Source organism: Microbacterium gawkjiense (assembly GCF_031932225.1).
Lineage (GTDB): Bacteria > Actinomycetota > Actinomycetes > Actinomycetales > Microbacteriaceae > Microbacterium > Microbacterium gawkjiense.
The window spans coordinates 514,252-530,841 of record NZ_JAUZVV010000001.1 but is presented as its reverse complement, the minus strand read 5'-3'; the positions used below and the strand labels follow the sequence as shown (position 1 = coordinate 530,841).

The window sequence follows — 16,590 nt, the reverse complement described above, 5'->3', positions numbered from 1 at the left end:
CAGTGGGGGGACGAGGACGGCTGCGCGTGCTGCTGGGCGCGGCCCCCGGCGTCGGCAAGACGTACACGATGCTCGAGGAGGGGCGCCGCCTCGCCGCCGAGGGGCAGGACGTCGTCATCGCCGTCGTCGAGACCCACGGCCGCGCGGCGACGGCGCGCATGACCGAGGGCCTCGAGCAGGTGCCGCGTCGCGAGATCGCCCACCGCGGCGTGACGCTCACCGAGATGGACCTCGACGCGGTGATCGCGCGAAATCCCGACGTCGCCCTCGTCGACGAGCTCGCGCACACCAACGCCCCCGGCTCGGCGAACGAGAAGCGCTGGCAGGACGTGCAGCGGCTTCGGGATGCCGGCATCTCGGTCATCTCGACCGTCAACATCCAGCACATCGAGTCGCTCAACGACGTCGTGCAGCAGATCACGGGCGCGCCGCAGCGCGAGACCGTGCCCGATCAGGTGCTCCGGGCCGCCGACCAGGTCGAGGTGGTCGACCTCGCACCGCAGGCCCTGCGCGACCGCCTCGCGGGCGGCCTCGTCTACCCCGCCGAGCGGGTGGATGCGGCGCTGTCGAACTACTTCCGTCTCGGCAACCTCACCGCGCTCCGCGAGCTGGCGCTGCTGTGGCTGGCCGACGAGGTCGACCAGGCGCTCACCTCGTATCGCGCCGAGCACGGCATCGACAGCCGCTGGGAGGCGCGGGAGCGCGTCGTCGTGACCCTCACCGGGGGACCCGAGGGCGAGACCCTGCTGCGCCGCGGCGCCCGCATCGCGGCGCGGTCGGCGGGCGGGCAGCTGCTCGCGGTCCACGTCACGAGCAACGACGGCCTGCGCAGCGGCGATCCGGGGGCGCTCGCCGCGCAGCGGGCCCTCGTCGAGAAGCTGGGCGGCACCTTCCATCAGGTCGTCGGAGAGGACATCCCGACGGCGCTCGTCGAATTCGCGCGGTCCGTCAACGCGACGCAGCTCGTCCTGGGCGTCAGCCGCCGCAGCCGCCTCGCGGCGCTCGTCACGGGGCCGGGGATCGGCGCCACCGTCATCCGCGAATCCGGTGACATCGACGTCCACATCGTCACGCACTCCGCTGCCGGCGGGCGCTTCGCACTGCCGCGCCTGGGCGGGGCGCTCTCGATGCGCCGTCGCGTCGCGGGCTTCGCGCTGGCCTTCACCGGCGGGCCGCTGCTGACCTGGCTCCTCGTGACGCTGCACTCGGCGGAATCGATCACGAGCGACGTCCTCAGCTACCAGCTGCTCGTCGTCGTCGTCGCCCTCATCGGCGGGATCTGGCCCGCGCTGTGGGCGGCGGTGCTCAGCGGGGTCACCCTCAACTACTTCTTCGTCGAGCCGCTCTACACGCTGCAGATCAAGTCGCCCCGCGAGGTGCTCGCGGTCCTGCTGTACGTCGTCATCGCCGTCCTCGTCAGCGTCGTCGTCGACCGCGCCGCGCGCACCACGCGCGTGGCGCGGCGAGCGGCCGCCGAGGCGGAGCTGCTGCAGACGGTGGCCGGCAGCGTCCTTCGCGGCGGCGGCGCGGTCGAGGCGCTCGTCGAGTGGACGCGCGAGGCGTTCCGGCTGGCCGGCGTGCGGCTCGTGTCGGGGGAGACGACGCTCGCCTCGAGCGGCGAGCCGCTGCGCGACGGCCGGCACACGGCGCTCCCGGTCGGCGACCGCGCCGTCCTGGAACTCCACGGCCACGACCTCCCGGCGTCCGAGCGCCGGCTGCTGTCGGCGATCGTCGCGCAGCTGGATGCCGCCCTGCAGCGCGCCGACCTGGCCGAGGTCGCGAGCGGACTCGCCCCGCTGGAGGCGTCCGACCGCGTGCGGAGCGCGCTGCTGTCGGCGCTCAGTCACGACCTGCGACGCCCGCTCGCCGCCGCGACCGCCGCCGTCGGTGGACTGCGCAGCGGCACGTACAGCGACCGCGACCGCGAGGAGCTGCTGCAGACGGCCGACGAATCGCTCGGCACCCTCGCGACCCTCGTCACGGATCTCCTCGACGTGAGCCGGCTGCAGGCGGGGGCGCTGGCCGTCGCGCTGCAGTCCGTCGACCCCGCCGACGCGATCCTCCCGGCCCTGGAAGAACTGGATGCGGGACCGGCATCCGTCGACATCCACCTCGAACCGGATGCTGCTGTCCGCGCCGATCCCGTCCTGCTGCAGCGCGTGATCGTCAACCTCCTCGCCAACGCGCTGCGCTTCTCGCCCGAGGGGAGCAAGGTCCGCATCGCGACGAGCAGCTTCGGCCGCGCCGTCGAGATCCGGATCATCGACCACGGCCCCGGCATCCCCGCCGAGCGTCGCGACGACGTCTTCGTGCCGTTCCAGCGCCTCGGCGACACCGACAACAGCACCGGGCTGGGCCTCGGCCTCGCCCTCTCGAAGGGGTTCGTCGAGGGCATGGGCGGTACGCTCACCCCCGAGGACACGCCGGGCGGCGGGCTGACGATGGTCGTCTCCCTGCCGCTGGCCCGCGAGGAGGAGCACGCGTGAGGATCCTCATCGCCGACGACGATCCGCAAATCGTCCGCGCCCTTCGGATCACCCTCTCGGCCCGCGGCTACGAGGTGTTCACGGCGGCCGACGGCGCGCAGGCCATCTCCGCCGCGGTGGACCACCACCCCGACATCTTCCTGCTCGACCTCGGGATGCCGCAGCTCGACGGGATCGAGGTGATCCACGCGATCCGCGGGTGGTCGGACGCCCCGATCCTCGTCGTCTCGGGCCGGACGGGAGCCGCCGACAAGGTCGACGCGCTGGATGCCGGCGCCGACGACTACGTGACGAAGCCGTTCTCGATCGACGAGTTGCTCGCGCGCATCCGCGCGCTGACGCGGCGCGCGCCGCAGCAGGAGCCCGACCCGGTGACCGAGTTCGGGTCGATCTCGGTCGACCTCGCCGCCCGCAGTGTCACGAAGACGACCAACGGGCACACCGAGCGGGTGCGGCTGACCCCGACGGAGTGGCAGCTGCTCGAGATCCTGCTGCGCAACCCCGGGAAGCTCGTGACGCGCCAGACGATCCTCACGTCGATCTGGGGGAGCGAGCACGTGAGCGACACGGGCTACCTGCGCCTGTACGTCTCGCAGCTGCGCCGCAAGCTCGAGGACGACCCGGCTCAGCCGCGCCACATCCTCACCGAGGCGGGCATGGGGTACCGCTTCGAGCTCGGCGCCTCGGACTGACACGTCCCCGCGACGGGCGCAACCCCCTCGCTCGCGTGCTCCCTTCCGACCAGGCTCGCCCGGAACCTGAGGAGGATCGATGAAGGCGATGACCTATCGCGGACCGTACAAGATCCGCGTCGACCGCAAGAGCGACCCGGTGATCGCTCACCCGAACGACGCCATCGTGCGCGTCGAGCTGGCGTCGATCTGCGGCTCCGATCTGCACCTGTACCACGGCATGATGCCCGACACCCGGGTCGGCCACACGTTCGGGCACGAGTTCATCGGCTGGGTCGAGGAGGTCGGCTCGTCGGTGCGGAACCTGAAGCCCGGCGACCGGGTCATGGTCCCCTTCAACATCTACTGCGGATCATGCTTCTTCTGCGCCCGCGGCCTCTTCTCCAACTGCCACAACGTCAACGCCAATGCGACGGCGATCGGCGGCATCTACGGATACTCGCACTCGACCGGCGGGTTCGACGGCGGTCAGGCCGAGCTGGTGCGCGTGCCGTTCGCCGACGTCGGCCCTCAGGTGATCCCCGACGACATCGCGTCCGAGGATGCGCTTCTGCTGACCGACGCGTTCTCGACCGGGTACTTCGGCTCCCAGCTCGCCGACATCGTCGAGGGCGACGCTGTGGTCGTGCTGGGAGCCGGTCCCGTCGGGCTGGCCGCGGCGCGCTCGTGCTGGCTCATGGGGGCCGGCCGCGTGATCGTCGTCGACCACCTCGACTACCGGCTGCAGAAGGCGCGCGAGTTCGCCTTCGCCGAGACCGTGCACTTCGGTCAGGTCGACGACATCGTGCTGACGCTCAAGAAGATGACCGACGGTCTCGGCGCGGATGCCGTGATCGACGCCGTCGGGGCCGAGGCGGACGGTCACGTCCTGCAGCACGTCACGGCCGCGAAGCTCAAGCTCCAGGGCGGCTCGCCCATCGCTCTCAACTGGGCGATCGACGCGGTCCGCAAGGGCGGGACTGTCTCAGTCATGGGCGCCTACGGGCCGCTGTTCAGCGCGATCAAGTTCGGCGACGCCATGAACAAGGGACTGACGATCCGCGCCAACCAAGCGCCGGTCAAGCGGCAGTGGCCGCGCCTGCTCGAGCACATCCGCGCCGGACACATCGCCCCGCGGGAGCTCATTACCCACCGCTTCGACCTCGACGACATCGCCGAGGGATACCACGTGTTCTCGTCGAAGCTCGACGGCATCATCAAGCCCGTCGTGACGTTCGGCGCCTGAGCGAGGAGGAACCATGCCGTACCGCGCAGACAAGCCCGGCCAGACCCCCGACCCCGAAGACCTCCGCCGCCGCATCCCCGGCTGGGGCGCCGACCTCGACCCCGCAGACCGCCCCGCCTTCCCGCGCGAGCAGCCCGGGATCGAGACCGGCGCCCACTGGGACCTGCCCGAGCAGCAGCCGCACGGGTCCGGTCGCGAGCGCTCGATCGAGCACGAGCGCCTCACCCCGGTGTTCGGGACCGCACAGCCGCTCCACGGCGTCTCGGGGGCGATCCGGCGACTGGCCTACGCGAGGTTCAGCGAGGGGCAGACACCGCACTGGATGCTGCTGATCCTGGGCGACCGGGTCGAGTCGGCGGGCGCTCACGCGAGGTCCCTGTTCTCCCGCCGTCCAGACGACCCGGTGACGCAGTCGGGCATCCTCGGCGAACGCGGACGCGGCCCGATCTCCTCGCGTGTCGGGCGGGGCCGCGTGGACGTGCGCCACACCTGGATGGACCCCGTCCTCGTCGTGGGGCCGTGGGTGGTGGCCGCGGTGGTCGTCTTCCGGATCGTCCGCGCGGCGGTGGCCCCGGCATCCCGCCGCTGACACGGTCTTCCGACACGCCCGGGACGACATCGACCCCCGGCGCACCGCGCGCCGAGGGTTGCGCGGCGCGGGCGGGGAGAGGATCGTGGCACGGCTACGGAGATGCACCGCCCTGCGGATCCGCAGCGCCGTCACGCACGGCGTGTCCGCGGGTGACGGTGCGGTCTCGGCCGGAGGGCCGCCCCATGGGTCGATTCAACTACAGCAGTCAGGTCAAGGCAGAGGTCGAGGACAGAGCGCTCGCGCATCTGCAGGTCGTCATCGGCAACAAGCTCCGCCGCGGAGAGTCCTTCTTCTTCACGTGGCGCGACGACGCGACCGTCGGCGACGGTCGACGATCCGTCTGGATCCACCCGTCCGCGGACCTCGACTTCAAGTACTACGGGTCCCGCGCGCCGGCGATGAACCGGACGTGGCTCGAGAAGCTCGCGTACGCCGCGAACTCATCGGGCGGACTGTTCGTCATGTCCGAGCCGCCCGATGAGCCTCAGACGGGGACCATCGAGTCGATCTGAGCGGATGCCGGGCGTCGCCGCCCGGCATCCGACTCGTCTCAGGACAGCTTGTCCTTGATGACGCCCTCGGCCTTGTCGATCAGATTCGGCTTGGCGTCGGTGCCGTAGAGGCGCGGATCCGGCTGCGTCGGCGGGGGCATCGGCACCGAGGTGTCGGGCCCGTCGAGGTAGGTGAACTCGCCCTTGCCGTCGGGGGTCGGGCCGCTCGCCCACGAGCCTTCCGCCGCGGCCTGACCGTCGGAGAAGTTGATGTACTTGTACGAGTGGTCCCGCGCCTCGTTCGACAGCGGGAAGTTGAGGGGCACGGGGATGTCCTCGACGCCCGCCTCGCGCAACTCCTGGGCGGCGCGGATCCACTGGTTCTGGTGCATCGTGTCGCGGGCCAGCAGGAACGACAGCATCTCGCGGACGCCGTGGTCGTCGGTCATGTTGTAGATGCGGGCCACCTGCACGCGCCCCTGCATCTCGGCGTTCGCGTTCGCCGTGAAGTCGGCGAGCATGTTGCCGCTCGCGGTGATGTACGACCCCTGCCACGGGTTGCCGTTGCTGTCGACCGGGCGCACGCCCGCGCCCGCGACGATCGCCGCCTGCACGTCCATGCCGCCCATCACCGCACCGAGGACGGGGTCGGATGCCGCCGCCGCCTCGCTCTGCTCGACGGGAGCCTTCTCGAGCAGCTGGGCGATCATGATCGCGAGCATCTCGACGTGGCCGAACTCCTCGGCGCCGATGCCGTACAGCAGGTCGCGGTACTTGCCCGGGATGTGGGCGTTCCACGCCTGGAACCCGTACTGCATGGCGACGGTGATCTCGCCGTACTGGCCGCCCAGCACCTCCTGCATCCGCCGCGCGAAGATCGCATCGGGCTTGTCGGGTGTCGCGGTGAACTGCAGTTCCTGTCTGTGGAAGAACATCATGTCTCCTGTCCGGTCGCCGCGGCGGGAGGAATGCCGGATGCATCCGAGCCGCGTCCGGGGACCGTAGGCAGCGCTCTTCCGGTCGGTGAGGGGCCTTGACGAGCTGACCGCGACGTGCGCACGGGCAGCCCACAGCGGGCCCTCACGCCGACGGGTTAGCGTGGTGCGGGCAGTCGGACCGGGGAGGCGCAGATGGCGGCACGCCGCAGGCGATCCCCGGCGCGCGCGCGGCGCGGCCGGCTCGCGGCGCTCGCCGTCGGGATCGGTGTCGCCCCCGCCGCCGTCGTGATCCTCCTCGCCGCGTGCCTGCCGGCGGCGCTGCATCCCGCCGAGCCCGAGGGGGAGCCCCTGCCGCCGGTTTCGTCGCGCTGGGCCGACACCCCGCCACCCGCCCTCGCCGTCGCGGGAGCCGACCCCGCCCGCGCGCCGGCGGTCGATCTCGTCGACGCCGAGTGGGCGTCGCGGGTGGCGGCGGCCACCGGCATCCCCCGTCGCGCCGTCATCGCGTACGCGGCGGCGGACCTCACGGTCGCGCACGAGCAGCCGTCCTGCGCGATCGGCTGGAACACCCTTGCCGGGATCGGGTGGGTCGAGTCCCGGCACGGGTCGTACGGCGGGTCGCGCCTCGACGAGAGCGGCCTGGTGACGCCCCGCATCCTGGGGCCGCGGCTGGACGGGGACGGTGTGGCGGCCATCGCCGACACGGACGGCGGGGACCTCGACGGTGACGACCGATGGGACCGCGCGGTCGGGCCGCTGCAGTTCATCCCAGAGACCTGGCGGCGATGGGGCGCGGACGGAGACGCCGACGGCACCCGCGACCCGAACCACATCGACGACGCCGCCCTCGCGGCTGCGCGTTACCTCTGCCGGTCCGGCCCGATGGCGACCGAGACCGCCTGGCGCGACGCCGTGTTCACCTACAACCCGCTCACCCGGTACATCGACGACGTCGCGACCCGCGCGAACGAGTACGCGCAGATGGCGCCGGCGGGCTGACACGACGAAGGCCGCACACGGGGTGCGGCCTTCGCGATCAATGGTCGGTGCGCTTCAGCGACCTGCTGGAATCCGCCGAGTCCGGATCGACGCCCGGCTCGACCTTTTCGATGGGCACCGCCGCATCGTCCTCGACCGCCTGCTTGACCGCATCCATCGGGTCCTCGTCCGGGAGTGCACCTCCGGGAATCGGCTTGTCCGACTCGGTGTGCTGCGCGTCGTGGTCCATGACTGCTCCTCTCGTCGAGGTCCCGACGTTACGGAGACGCCGGGCCGCAGGGCAGGGGCTTGCACAGGTGAGGCCCCGGCGATAAGCCCGATCGCCGGGGCCCGGTGTAAGCGCGGGAGAAAAATCGGTGACCCGAACACCTCTCGTCTCGACCGTCCGCCTACGTACCTTGCACCGTCAACGCTAGGCGAGCGCACGTGACGTGCCGGGGGCATTGACGCCGCATCCCGGCGTCTGCTACTCACCCCGGCTAACCCTCGGTCCCGGCGGTGTCAAGCCCCTCGGTGCGCGCCCTGCTCGGAGCGATGGTGAGACCCGCGAGGCGGTCAGCTCGCGGCAGATCGACGAAGATCTGCGAACACGCTACATCCGGAGGTGCGACCGTGAGTGAGGATCCCCGCGGACGATTGATCCTCGAGCCGCTGTCCGCGTCGGCGTGGCGGCTCTGCGACGCGACGGCGGCGGCGTCCGACGCCGCCCATCTGATCGCGTACGTCGAGGCCGCCGACGACGGCGGGTACGACGTCACCTGGGTCTTCTGCGGTCGTGGGACGGGGTGGTACCCCACCGTGGACGAGCTGCTGCGCGGGGCGATCCGTTACCTCGCGGCAGCCGCGCCCCGCCGCGCCAAGCCGAAACCGATCGCGCACCGTCCGCCGCTGGCGGCCCTGTAGGGGCTAATCGCCTCATCGCCGACTGTCAAGATCGTGACTCCGTGGGCGATCCGGCGCATGCTGGGTCTCCGATGTCCGTCCGAGGCCGAGGAGAACCGATGAACCGCATCGACATCTCGTACGGCGGCCAGTGGTACAGCATCGGCAATCGCACCCTCGACGAGGTCCATCAGGAGATCCAGGAGGGGGTGGCCGCAGGGCAGCATTGGCTCGCCGTCAACGATGGGGAGGGCAGCCCCCGGCCCGCCTTCCTCTTCATCACCCCGGGTGTCCCGATCGCCGTCATTCCCGTACCGGAGCCGCAGGATCCGCCCACCGACCGCCAGGCGCCGGCGTTCGACGACCCCGACCCCGACGGCTTGCCGCCGTTCTGGCGCGGCCCCCGGATCCACCCGGACCGGCAGCGGTCCGTCTGAGGTCTATCGCCGGTGCCCGTGGCGGTCAAGGGGATGACACCTGCGCCGCCCGGCGCGCAGACTGTCCTGCATGAGCGACGCCATCGACCCCCGTGAAGGGGTCCAGTCCGGCCCCTCGATGTCACAGAACCCCGCGGATGCCGCGCAGAAGATCGACGGCATCATCGTCCAGTGCCGGGCCGACCTCGCCGGCCAGGAGGGCGCGGACGTGCGCCTGCTGCTGGAGCGCCGACTGCAGGATGCCGGTTTGACGCTCTCCGACGAGGAGATGACCGCCGCCGTGGCGCGCCTGGGCGCGTGAGCCCGGCCGCCCGGCTATCACCGGGGCCGCCGGCGGCGCAACCCGATGTCGTCTGCGACGACGCCGACGTAGCGTGACACACGACCCTGTTCCGAGAAAGAAGGATGTGTCATGACGACAACCCAGACGAAGTCCGCGACCTCGGCGACCCGCAACAAGCGTCGCCCCGCCAAGTCGGGTGCGCAGCTGACGGAGGAGCAGAACGCGGAGCGCGGCTTCACCGCGTCGCAGAAGCTCAGTGACAACCTGCAGGCGGTCCTCGTCGACCTCTTGGAGCTGTCGATCCAGGGCAAGCAGGCGCACTGGAACGTGGTCGGCAAGAACTTCCGCGACACGCACCTGCAGCTCGACGAGATCATCGACGCCGCCCGGGAGTTCAGCGACACCGTGGCCGAGCGCATGCGCGCCCTGCACGCCGTCCCTGACGGCCGCAGCGACACCGTCGCCGAGACCACGACGCTGCCCGAGTTCCCCCACGGCGAGGTGTTGACCTCGGACGTCATCGACCTCGTCACCGAGCGTCTCGAGGCGACCATCTCGACGTGCCGCGACGTGCACGACGAGGTCGACGAGGAGGACCCGACGAGCGCCGACATCCTGCACGGCATCCTTGAGAGCCTCGAGCAGTTCGCCTGGATGATCAGCGCGGAGAACCGCACTCCTCGGTGATCCTTCGACGAGAGCTTCCGCCGACGGCCGCGTCACTCCGTGACGTGGCCGTCGCGGTCGTCGTGGAACATCTCCGGCATGAGTTGGATGCCGCCGGAGGAGTTGGCGGATGCCGCCAGTTCCTCGATCCACTCGCGGCTGAGCGCGGGCGGCTCGGGCTCGTCGAACACGAAACGCAGGGGGATGGCGGGGTGCAGCCAGATGGTGGTGCGTCCCTGCGGCGAGTCCTCGGGGTGCTGCCACGAGACGGTGAAGCTCTCGGAACGTCGGAGCTTGGTCGCGATCACGATCTTCAGGTGAGCGAGCGCGCGATCCGCGATCCGGATGGGCATCGCCGAGCTGCCGTAGTAGATCACACCCATGGGGCCACCATAATGGGAGATGTCCGTCGCGACTCCGCGATGACACGACGAGGGGGCCGCAGTGGGCAAGTTCATCTATGAGGATTCCATCAAGGTGGACTTCGAAGACCGCACCCTGGCTCACCTGCAGCAGGTCATCGGCAACAAGCTGCGCCGCGGCGAGTCCTTCCACTTCACGTGGCGCGACGACAGGAGCATCGGCGAGGGCCGCACGTCCGTCTGGCTCCACCCCCACGCGTCGCTCGTCTTCAAGTACTACGGCAGCCGTCAGTCGCGTATCAATCGCGCGTGGTCCGAGGCCCTGATGTACGCCGCCAACTCGCCGGCCGGTCTGCACCTGGTCCCCGAGCCCGCCGATCCCGGTGAGGCGGAGAGCTCTGCCTGATCTCGTCGAACGCATCGCCGACGCGGCAGGCCGCGTCGGGGTGGTCTGCGCGGTCGCCGAATCCCTCACGAGCGGGCGTCTGGCGGCCGAGGTCGGGCGCGGCTCGTCCGCCCAGGACTGGTTCGCGGGCGGGGTCGTCGCGTATCAGGTGCGCGTCAAGGAGGAGGTCCTGGGCCTCGGACCCGGAACCGATCCCTGCTCGCCCGAGTGCGCGGAGCAGCTCGCATGCGGGGTTCGGGCCCTGCTGGGCGCGGATGTCGCCGTGTCGACGACGGGCGTCGGCGGACCGGACGCCCAGGACGGGCACGCTCCGGGCACCGTCTACCTCGGCTGGGCGACGGCGGATGCCGCCGGCCACGAGCTCGTGCGGTTCGACGGGGATCCCGTCGAGGTGATCGACCAGGCGGTCGGGGCTGCGCTGGCCCTGCTGCTGCAGACCGTCGAGGCGACGCGCGCGGACGGGTGACGGGCGCGGCTCCGTGGCGTCCGCACAAGAAGCCGCCCCGCGCCGTGGGGGTCGGCGAGCGGGGCGGCAGGGGGAGCCTGTGGGGTCACACCAGCAGGGGCGGACTCCCGAAGCGTTCGGTGAAGTCGGCAGCGAGGGCGTCCTCGTAGGCGTCCGCCTCGTCGATCAAGTCGGGGTGACTCATGCGGCGGCCACCGGGCGACGAGTCTCAGGACGGGCGGCGGTGATCTCGGGGATGTCGAGATCGGCATCGAGGACGAGTCCTCCGTTGGAGGTGGCCTGGTCGGCCATTTCGCGCAGCGTCGCGGGGTTCAGGGGGATCGCCGCGGCCTGGTCGTAGACGAAGCGCAGCGGGATGGAGGGCTGGAACCAGAGGGTCGTACGGCCCTCGCCCTCCTCTCCGGTGCCCTTCCACGAGACGACGAAGCTCTCGCTGCGCCGCAGCTTGGTCGTCGCCACGGCGGCGAGGTGAGCGAGGATGCGGTCCGGCATGACGATGGGGGAATCGACGTTCCCGTAGTAGAGGCTTCCCATGACGTTCTCCTGGTGTGGGTCGTGGTGAGGGGGTCAGTGGTGGGCCGGCCGGGCCGTAGACCGGTGGGGCCGCTGTCGTGAGAGCGAATCGAGGATGAGCGCCCTCCAGCCCGTCCGCTGCTCGGGGATGAGAGCGACCCCGAGTGCCGTGAAGGGCGCCGGGATGGGGTGTGAGGGTGTAGGTGTCATCGTTCCGTTCCTGAATTACTAGCTAAACAATACATCTAGTAGATTTCACATCTCTTGTCTATCATTGATTCCGAGAAGGACAAGAACTGTCACAGATTCGGACATGTAAGGTGGTGAAGTCGATGGAGGTGCTCGACTCGTACGGCTCCGTGGACGTCAGCGACAGCGTCGCGACGTGGCACGAGGTCGAGGCGGGCTTCTGGGTCGGCAACACCCACGGCGCGTTCCTCGGAACCGTCGAACAGAACCCCGCGGGATGGATCGCCCGAGATCACACCGGCGGGTTCGTGGGGAAGTATCCGGACGCGGCTGAGGCTCGGGCGGCGATCGGATGATGTTGGACACCCGTCACGAGCCGAGGAGTTGACATGCCTCAGTCCATCGTGCGACACGAGCACACGCACCTCTACGCCGCGCAGCCCAAGACCGACGCGGGGCGCGAGCTGAGCAGCGCCATCCTCGAGCTCCGTCATGCCGAGCAGGTCCAGGCGGACCGTTCCCAGCGCATCTCCGGCCTCGGCGGCATCGACCTCGCCGCCCTCCGCTATCTCGTGCAGGCGCGGCGTGAGGAGCGGGAGGTCAGCCCGAAGGACCTCATCGTGATGCTCGGGACCTCCAGTGCCACCGTCACCAACGTGATCGAGCGACTCGTGAGCAAGGGCTACGTCATCCGGGAGCAGCACCCTTCGGACCGGCGTGCCCACTATCTCGTGCCGACGGAGACCGCAGCCGATCTCGTCGACGAGGTCTACGGCGCCCACCACGGCGCCGTCGTCTCGGTCATCGACAGTCTCGACGAGCAGGCCGCGACCGTCACGGCTGACACCATCCGCCGCATCGCCGCAGCGCTCGACGATCTCGCCCGTCGCGGCTGACCACGACCCTCGAGGGGGTCGCGGCTCTTCTCAGATGACGGTGTCCGGCCCCAACAGGTGCCAGGTGCGGTTGTGGTAGACGAGCGGCGACGTCGAGTCGCGCGCGATGTTCGCCTGCAGGGCGTGCGCGGCGATGACCGTCGAACCGCCGGCATCCATCCGGTCGATCACGGCGCACCGCACCCAGGCTCGCACCCCGTGATAGACCGCTTCACCGGTGACCAGCCGCGACCACGGCAGCTCCGCGAAGCGGTCGATTCCGCTCGTCGCGCCGATCTCGGCGAGGCGCAGGTCGTCGGCGTCCAGCAGGTGGACGACGAGCGTTTCGGCCGCGGCGAGCACGGGCGCCGCCGACGACTGCGACGACACCGAGAAGATCAGGAGCGGGGGATCGGCGCTCACCGACGACACGGACGTCGCCGTGAGCGCGACGGGGCCGTTCCCGGCATCCGCGGTGATCACGGCGACACCGCCCGGGTGCCCCCGGAAGACGGCCTTGAACTCCTCGGGCGAGAGCGACTCGCCGAGCCCGGACGCGGCGAGTCCGTGATCGTCCGACGCGGCGTGTGCGGGAGAAGTCATACCTCGAACCTACGATCACGCGGACGGGGGGAGGGTCATGTGTCCGAACCTTTCGTCCTGTTGCGCCGGATGACGACGAGAGGCGGACGGACACGGATGCCGGGTGTCCGGTACCATGGCCGGGTGCTGACCCTTCGCTGTTGTCGTCGCTGACCGCCGGTTACCCGGCGACTCCCGCGACCCCATCAGCTTCCGCGCCTCTGTGAGCGCGGCATCCCGTCAGGAAGAACCCGTGCGTTACGCCAGCTCCATCGCCGACCTCGTCGGCAACACCCCTCTCGTCCGTCTGAACTCCGTCACCGAGGGCCTCGCCGCCACGGTCCTCGCCAAGGTGGAGTACTTCAACCCGGGCAGCTCGGCGAAGGACCGCATCGCGCGGAACATCATCGACGCCGCGGAGCGCGACGGGCACCTGAAGCCAGGGGGCACGATCGTCGAGCCCACGAGCGGCAACACCGGTGTGGGGCTCGCACTCGTCGCGCTGCAGCGCGGGTACCGCATGGTCTTCGTCGTGCCCGACAAGTTCGCCGGCGAGAAGGTCGCGGTGCTGAAGGCATACGGGGCCGAGATCGTCATGACGCCCACGGGCGTCCCGCCCGAGCATCCGGACTCCTACTACAGCGTGTCGGACCGGCTCGCCGCCGAGATCCCCGGCGCCTTCAAGCCCAACCAGTTCGCGAACCTCCACGGACCGCGCGGCCATTACGAGACCACCGGCCCCGAGATCTGGCGCGACACCGACGGTCGGGTCACGCACTTCGTGGCGGGCGTGGGCACCGGCGGCACCATCAGCGGGACGGGGCGGTTCCTCAAGGAGGCGAGCTCGGGAGCGGTCACCGTTGTCGGCGCCGACCCGGAGGGCTCGATCTACTCCGGCGGCGACATCCACGGCTACCTCGTCGAAGGGGTCGGCGAGGACTTCATGCCCGCGACCTTCGACCCGACCGTCGTCGACCGCTACGAGAGGGTGGGCGACGCCGAGTCGTTCGCGATGACCCGGCGCCTCGCGCGCGAGGAGGGTCTGCTCGTCGGCGGCTCGTCGGGGATGGCGGTCGTCGCAGCGCTCCGCGTCGCACGGGACCTCCCGGCCGACGCCGTGCTCGTCGTGCTGCTGCCCGACCACGGGCGCGGCTACCTCAGCAAGATCTACGACGACGGCTGGATGACCGACCACGGCTTCACCGTCGACACCGAAACCGAGACCACCACCGGGAGCCTCGCATGAGTGCACAGTCCTCCGCTCGCGGCTTCGCGAGCCTCGCCGTCCACGCAGGTCAGGAGCCCGACGAGGCGACGGGTGCCGTCATCCCGCCCGTCCACTTCTCGACGACGTACGCGCAGGACGGCATCGGCGGCCTCCGCGGCGGCTACGAGTACGGCCGCAGCGGCAACCCGACCCGCACCGCCCTGCAGACCCAGCTCGCCGCGATCGAGGGCGGCGCGCACGCGCTCTCGTTCGCCTCGGGGCTCGCCGCCGAGGACGCGCTGCTGCGCGCCGTGCTGCGCCCCGGCGACGAGGTGCTGCTCGGCAACGACGTCTACGGCGGCACGTTCCGGCTCATCTCCCGCGTCCTCGGCGACTGGGGCGTGAAGCTGCGCGTCGTCGACATGAGCGACCCCGAGAAAGTCCGGGCCGCCGTCACCGAGCGGGCGCCCCGCATCCTCTGGGTCGAGACGCCCTCGAACCCGCTGCTGCGCATCACCGACATCGCCGGCCTCGCCGAGATCGGCCACGGCGTCGGCGCGCTGGTCGTCGTCGACAACACCTTCGCGACCCCCGCGCTGCAGCGCCCGCTGTCGTTCGGCGCCGACGTCGTGGTCCACTCGACGACGAAGTACCTCGGCGGTCACTCCGACGTCGTGGGCGGTGCGCTCGTGCTGAACGACGACGAGCTCGCCGAGAAGATCGGCTTCCTGCAGTTCGCCGTCGGCGCCGTGTCGGGACCCCTCGACGCGTGGCTGACGACGCGCGGCATCAAGACGCTCGCCGTGCGGATGCGTCAGCACAGCGAGAACGGGCTCGCCGTGGCATCCTTCCTCGACGGACACGACCGGGTCGCGCGGGTCTACTACCCGGGCCTCGCGTCGCACCCCGGTCACGAGCTCGCGTCGCGGCAGATGGCGGGCTTCGGCGGCATCGTCTCGCTGGCGCTCGAGTCGGGCGAGGCGGCGCGCCGGTTCGCCGAGTCGCTGCGGCTGTTCACGCTCGCCGAGTCGCTCGGCGGCGTCGAGTCGCTCGTCAACTACCCCGACGCGATGACCCACGCCTCGGTCCGCGGCACCGAGGCGGCCGTCCCCGTCGAGGTCGTGCGCCTGTCGGTCGGCATCGAGGACGCCGCCGACCTGCTCGCCGACATCGAGCAGGCGCTGCAGGCCTGACGCCGGCGGGGCGCGGGCGCGTGCCCGGTGCAGGAAGAACGATGCGATCGGGCCTCTAGGGGGCAACCTTCGCCTCGCTGAACCTGCATCCGGTCCACCCGCGGGCGATAGCGTGGCCGGATGACACACGCACGATGGGCCATCCTCGGTGCCGGCGCGATCAGCGGCGACTTCGCGCACGCGCTGCCCGACTCCGACCTCGGCCGGCTGTATGCGGTCGGCGCGCGGGACGTCTCGCGGGCGGAGGAGTTCGCCGCCGCGCACGGCGCCCCCGTGGTGGGGACGTACGACGAGATCCTCGACCGCGACGACATCGACGCCGTCTACGTCGGCACGGTGCACACGACGCACACGGACCTCGTGCAGCAGGCGCTGGCCGCGGGCAAGGCCGTGCTGTGCGAGAAGCCGCTCGGCGTCGATCCTGCCGAGACGGATGCCGCGATCGCGGCCGCTCGCGCTGCCGGACTGCCCCTCGTCGAGGCCTTCAAGTACCGCTTCGGGCCGTTCGCCGACCGCCTCCGCGAACTGGTGGGCGGGGGAGCCCTGGGCGACCTGGTCGAGATCGAGTCCTCGCTCGGCTTCGCCGCGGGCAGCCGCACCGGACGCCTGTTCGACCCGGCGACGGCGGGTGGCGCGATCCTCGACGTCGGGTGCTACCCGTTGTCGCTCGTCGTCGGCGTCGCGGCGTGGGCAGGGCACGACCTCGACGGACTCGAGGTGCAGGCGGTGGCCGGCACGATCGGTGAGACCGGCGTCGACGAGAGCGCAGCGGCATCCGTCGATCTCGGTGGTGCGTCGGCGAACATCCGCACCGCGATCGTCCACGACCTGCCGCGCCTCACCCGCATCGTCGGGCGCGAGGCGAGCCTGGAGATCCCGAACGTGTGGGGCAGCCGGACCGACAGCACCGCGGCGGCGACGCTGATCCGCACGGACGGCACCCGTGAGGAGATCGAGGTGCCGACCGTGCAGCCGATGGCGGCCGAAGCGGATGCCACCATCCGCGCCCTCCGCGAGGGGCGGACCGAGGCGCCCGAGATCCCGTGGGCCGAGACCCGCACGATCGCGCGCCTGCTCGCGCAGTGGCGCGACGGCATCGAGTGACC

General features: G+C 70.9%; 22 protein-coding genes. 17 read left to right on the top strand and 5 right to left on the bottom strand.

The features are described from left to right. Window positions 1-2 precede the first annotated feature (2 nt). The 5 genes from Q9S71_RS02660 (at window position 3) to Q9S71_RS02640 (ending at window position 5,507) form a co-directional block, all read left to right on the top strand. On the top strand, window positions 3-2,486 hold the full coding sequence (locus tag Q9S71_RS02660; protein ID WP_311860353.1) for a sensor histidine kinase: 2,484 nt from the start codon (window positions 3-5) through the stop codon (window positions 2,484-2,486). Continuing rightward, window positions 2,483-3,178, top strand: a complete 696-nt coding sequence (locus tag Q9S71_RS02655; protein ID WP_311860350.1) for a response regulator — start codon at window positions 2,483-2,485, stop codon at window positions 3,176-3,178. The genes Q9S71_RS02660 and Q9S71_RS02655 overlap by 4 nt, the downstream gene beginning before the upstream one ends. Window positions 3,179-3,257: 79 nt before the next feature. After that, a complete protein-coding gene (locus Q9S71_RS02650; protein ID WP_311860348.1) occupies window positions 3,258-4,403 on the top strand; it encodes a zinc-dependent alcohol dehydrogenase in 1,146 nt (381 codons plus the stop codon). A 13-nt stretch (window positions 4,404-4,416) separates the two neighbouring features. Then, the gene (locus Q9S71_RS02645; protein WP_064003802.1) at window positions 4,417-4,992 is read left to right on the top strand and encodes a hypothetical protein; all 576 of its coding nucleotides are present in this window, start codon (window positions 4,417-4,419) and stop codon (window positions 4,990-4,992) included. A 185-nt stretch (window positions 4,993-5,177) separates the two neighbouring features. Continuing rightward, a complete protein-coding gene (locus tag Q9S71_RS02640; protein WP_311860345.1) occupies window positions 5,178-5,507 on the top strand; it encodes a DUF7882 family protein in 330 nt (109 codons plus the stop codon). 38 nt (window positions 5,508-5,545) lie between these two features. Here Q9S71_RS02640 and Q9S71_RS02635 read toward each other — a convergent pair whose 3' ends face one another. After that, window positions 5,546-6,421, bottom strand: coding sequence for a manganese catalase (locus Q9S71_RS02635; RefSeq protein ID WP_311860344.1), 876 nt, complete (start codon window positions 6,419-6,421; stop codon window positions 5,546-5,548). Between the two features lie 195 nt (window positions 6,422-6,616). Between Q9S71_RS02635 and Q9S71_RS02630 the strand changes: the two genes are divergently transcribed. Continuing rightward, the gene (locus Q9S71_RS02630; protein WP_311860341.1) at window positions 6,617-7,423 is read left to right on the top strand and encodes a lytic murein transglycosylase; all 807 of its coding nucleotides are present in this window, start codon (window positions 6,617-6,619) and stop codon (window positions 7,421-7,423) included. A gap of 37 nt (window positions 7,424-7,460) precedes the next feature. Here Q9S71_RS02630 and Q9S71_RS02625 read toward each other — a convergent pair whose 3' ends face one another. Further along, on the bottom strand, window positions 7,461-7,652 hold the full coding sequence (locus tag Q9S71_RS02625; RefSeq protein WP_311860339.1) for a hypothetical protein: 192 nt from the start codon (window positions 7,650-7,652) through the stop codon (window positions 7,461-7,463). Window positions 7,653-8,035: 383 nt separating this feature from the next. Between Q9S71_RS02625 and Q9S71_RS02620 the strand changes: the two genes are divergently transcribed. From Q9S71_RS02620 to Q9S71_RS02605, 4 genes are all read left to right on the top strand, one after another. After that, a complete protein-coding gene (locus tag Q9S71_RS02620; protein WP_064003807.1) occupies window positions 8,036-8,326 on the top strand; it encodes a hypothetical protein in 291 nt (96 codons plus the stop codon). A gap of 98 nt (window positions 8,327-8,424) precedes the next feature. Next, complete coding sequence (locus Q9S71_RS02615) at window positions 8,425-8,742, top strand: hypothetical protein (RefSeq protein ID WP_311860337.1); 318 nt, start codon at window positions 8,425-8,427, stop codon at window positions 8,740-8,742. Between the two features lie 70 nt (window positions 8,743-8,812). Next, on the top strand, window positions 8,813-9,043 hold the full coding sequence (locus Q9S71_RS02610) for a hypothetical protein (RefSeq protein WP_311860336.1): 231 nt from the start codon (window positions 8,813-8,815) through the stop codon (window positions 9,041-9,043). A gap of 111 nt (window positions 9,044-9,154) precedes the next feature. After that, window positions 9,155-9,712, top strand: a complete 558-nt coding sequence (locus tag Q9S71_RS02605) for a Dps family protein (protein WP_064003810.1) — start codon at window positions 9,155-9,157, stop codon at window positions 9,710-9,712. A 32-nt stretch (window positions 9,713-9,744) separates the two neighbouring features. On the opposite strand, the gene Q9S71_RS02600 is transcribed toward Q9S71_RS02605, so the two are convergent. Continuing rightward, window positions 9,745-10,074 carry a DUF7882 family protein gene (locus Q9S71_RS02600; RefSeq protein ID WP_217529403.1) on the bottom strand — a complete coding sequence of 110 codons (330 nt, stop codon included), beginning with the start codon at window positions 10,072-10,074 and terminating at the stop codon, window positions 9,745-9,747. A gap of 61 nt (window positions 10,075-10,135) precedes the next feature. Between Q9S71_RS02600 and Q9S71_RS02595 the strand changes: the two genes are divergently transcribed. Both Q9S71_RS02595 and Q9S71_RS02590 read left to right on the top strand, forming a co-directional pair. Further along, the gene (locus Q9S71_RS02595) at window positions 10,136-10,459 is read left to right on the top strand and encodes a DUF7882 family protein (protein WP_064003812.1); all 324 of its coding nucleotides are present in this window, start codon (window positions 10,136-10,138) and stop codon (window positions 10,457-10,459) included. After that, the gene (locus Q9S71_RS02590; RefSeq protein ID WP_311860329.1) at window positions 10,437-10,925 is read left to right on the top strand and encodes a CinA family protein; all 489 of its coding nucleotides are present in this window, start codon (window positions 10,437-10,439) and stop codon (window positions 10,923-10,925) included. The genes Q9S71_RS02595 and Q9S71_RS02590 overlap by 23 nt, the downstream gene beginning before the upstream one ends. 180 nt (window positions 10,926-11,105) lie before the next feature. Here Q9S71_RS02590 and Q9S71_RS02585 read toward each other — a convergent pair whose 3' ends face one another. Further along, entirely contained in the window at window positions 11,106-11,459 is a 354-nt protein-coding gene (locus Q9S71_RS02585) for a DUF7882 family protein (RefSeq protein WP_311860328.1), read from the bottom strand. Between the two features lie 299 nt (window positions 11,460-11,758). Between Q9S71_RS02585 and Q9S71_RS02580 the strand changes: the two genes are divergently transcribed. Further along, the gene (locus Q9S71_RS02580) at window positions 11,759-11,983 is read left to right on the top strand and encodes a hypothetical protein (RefSeq protein ID WP_217529397.1); all 225 of its coding nucleotides are present in this window, start codon (window positions 11,759-11,761) and stop codon (window positions 11,981-11,983) included. A gap of 33 nt (window positions 11,984-12,016) precedes the next feature. Next, entirely contained in the window at window positions 12,017-12,523 is a 507-nt protein-coding gene (locus tag Q9S71_RS02575) for a MarR family winged helix-turn-helix transcriptional regulator (protein WP_217529395.1), read from the top strand. Window positions 12,524-12,553: 30 nt separating this feature from the next. Here the strand turns inward: Q9S71_RS02575 and Q9S71_RS02570 are convergent, their stop codons facing one another. Further along, the gene (locus tag Q9S71_RS02570; protein WP_311860325.1) at window positions 12,554-13,105 is read right to left on the bottom strand and encodes a flavin reductase family protein; all 552 of its coding nucleotides are present in this window, start codon (window positions 13,103-13,105) and stop codon (window positions 12,554-12,556) included. 232 nt (window positions 13,106-13,337) lie between these two features. On the opposite strand from Q9S71_RS02570, the gene Q9S71_RS02565 reads away from it, so the two are divergent. From Q9S71_RS02565 to Q9S71_RS02555, 3 genes are all read left to right on the top strand, one after another. Further along, complete coding sequence (locus Q9S71_RS02565; RefSeq protein WP_311860323.1) at window positions 13,338-14,330, top strand: pyridoxal-phosphate dependent enzyme; 993 nt, start codon at window positions 13,338-13,340, stop codon at window positions 14,328-14,330. After that, window positions 14,327-15,484: a cystathionine gamma-synthase gene (locus Q9S71_RS02560; protein ID WP_311860321.1), complete on the top strand. Its 1,158-nt coding sequence runs from the start codon at window positions 14,327-14,329 to the stop codon at window positions 15,482-15,484. The genes Q9S71_RS02565 and Q9S71_RS02560 overlap by 4 nt, the downstream gene beginning before the upstream one ends. A 120-nt stretch (window positions 15,485-15,604) precedes the next feature. After that, complete coding sequence (locus Q9S71_RS02555; RefSeq protein ID WP_311860320.1) at window positions 15,605-16,588, top strand: Gfo/Idh/MocA family protein; 984 nt, start codon at window positions 15,605-15,607, stop codon at window positions 16,586-16,588. The last annotated feature ends 2 nt before the right edge of the window (window positions 16,589-16,590 follow it).

Bases quoted from the DNA above. Each gene is read 5' to 3' on its own strand.
- Q9S71_RS02585 (WP_311860328.1), bottom strand. From the start codon at position 11,459: ATGGGAAGCCTCTACTACGGGAACGTCGATTCCCCCATCGTCATGCCG.
- Q9S71_RS02635 (WP_311860344.1), bottom strand. From the start codon at position 6,421: ATGTTCTTCCACAGACAGGAACTGCAGTTCACCGCGACACCCGACAAG.
- Q9S71_RS02570 (WP_311860325.1), bottom strand. From the start codon at position 13,105: ATGACTTCTCCCGCACACGCCGCGTCGGACGATCACGGACTCGCCGCG.
- Q9S71_RS02600 (WP_217529403.1), bottom strand. From the start codon at position 10,074: ATGGGTGTGATCTACTACGGCAGCTCGGCGATGCCCATCCGGATCGCG.
- Q9S71_RS02640 (WP_311860345.1), top strand. From the start codon at position 5,178: ATGGGTCGATTCAACTACAGCAGTCAGGTCAAGGCAGAGGTCGAGGAC.
- Q9S71_RS02630 (WP_311860341.1), top strand. From the start codon at position 6,617: ATGGCGGCACGCCGCAGGCGATCCCCGGCGCGCGCGCGGCGCGGCCGG.
- Q9S71_RS02650 (WP_311860348.1), top strand. From the start codon at position 3,258: ATGAAGGCGATGACCTATCGCGGACCGTACAAGATCCGCGTCGACCGC.
- Q9S71_RS02560 (WP_311860321.1), top strand. From the start codon at position 14,327: ATGAGTGCACAGTCCTCCGCTCGCGGCTTCGCGAGCCTCGCCGTCCAC.
- Q9S71_RS02605 (WP_064003810.1), top strand. From the start codon at position 9,155: ATGACGACAACCCAGACGAAGTCCGCGACCTCGGCGACCCGCAACAAG.
- Q9S71_RS02645 (WP_064003802.1), top strand. From the start codon at position 4,417: ATGCCGTACCGCGCAGACAAGCCCGGCCAGACCCCCGACCCCGAAGAC.
- Q9S71_RS02625 (WP_311860339.1), bottom strand. From the start codon at position 7,652: ATGGACCACGACGCGCAGCACACCGAGTCGGACAAGCCGATTCCCGGA.
- Q9S71_RS02610 (WP_311860336.1), top strand. From the start codon at position 8,813: ATGAGCGACGCCATCGACCCCCGTGAAGGGGTCCAGTCCGGCCCCTCG.
- Q9S71_RS02555 (WP_311860320.1), top strand. From the start codon at position 15,605: ATGACACACGCACGATGGGCCATCCTCGGTGCCGGCGCGATCAGCGGC.
- Q9S71_RS02575 (WP_217529395.1), top strand. From the start codon at position 12,017: ATGCCTCAGTCCATCGTGCGACACGAGCACACGCACCTCTACGCCGCG.
- Q9S71_RS02615 (WP_311860337.1), top strand. From the start codon at position 8,425: ATGAACCGCATCGACATCTCGTACGGCGGCCAGTGGTACAGCATCGGC.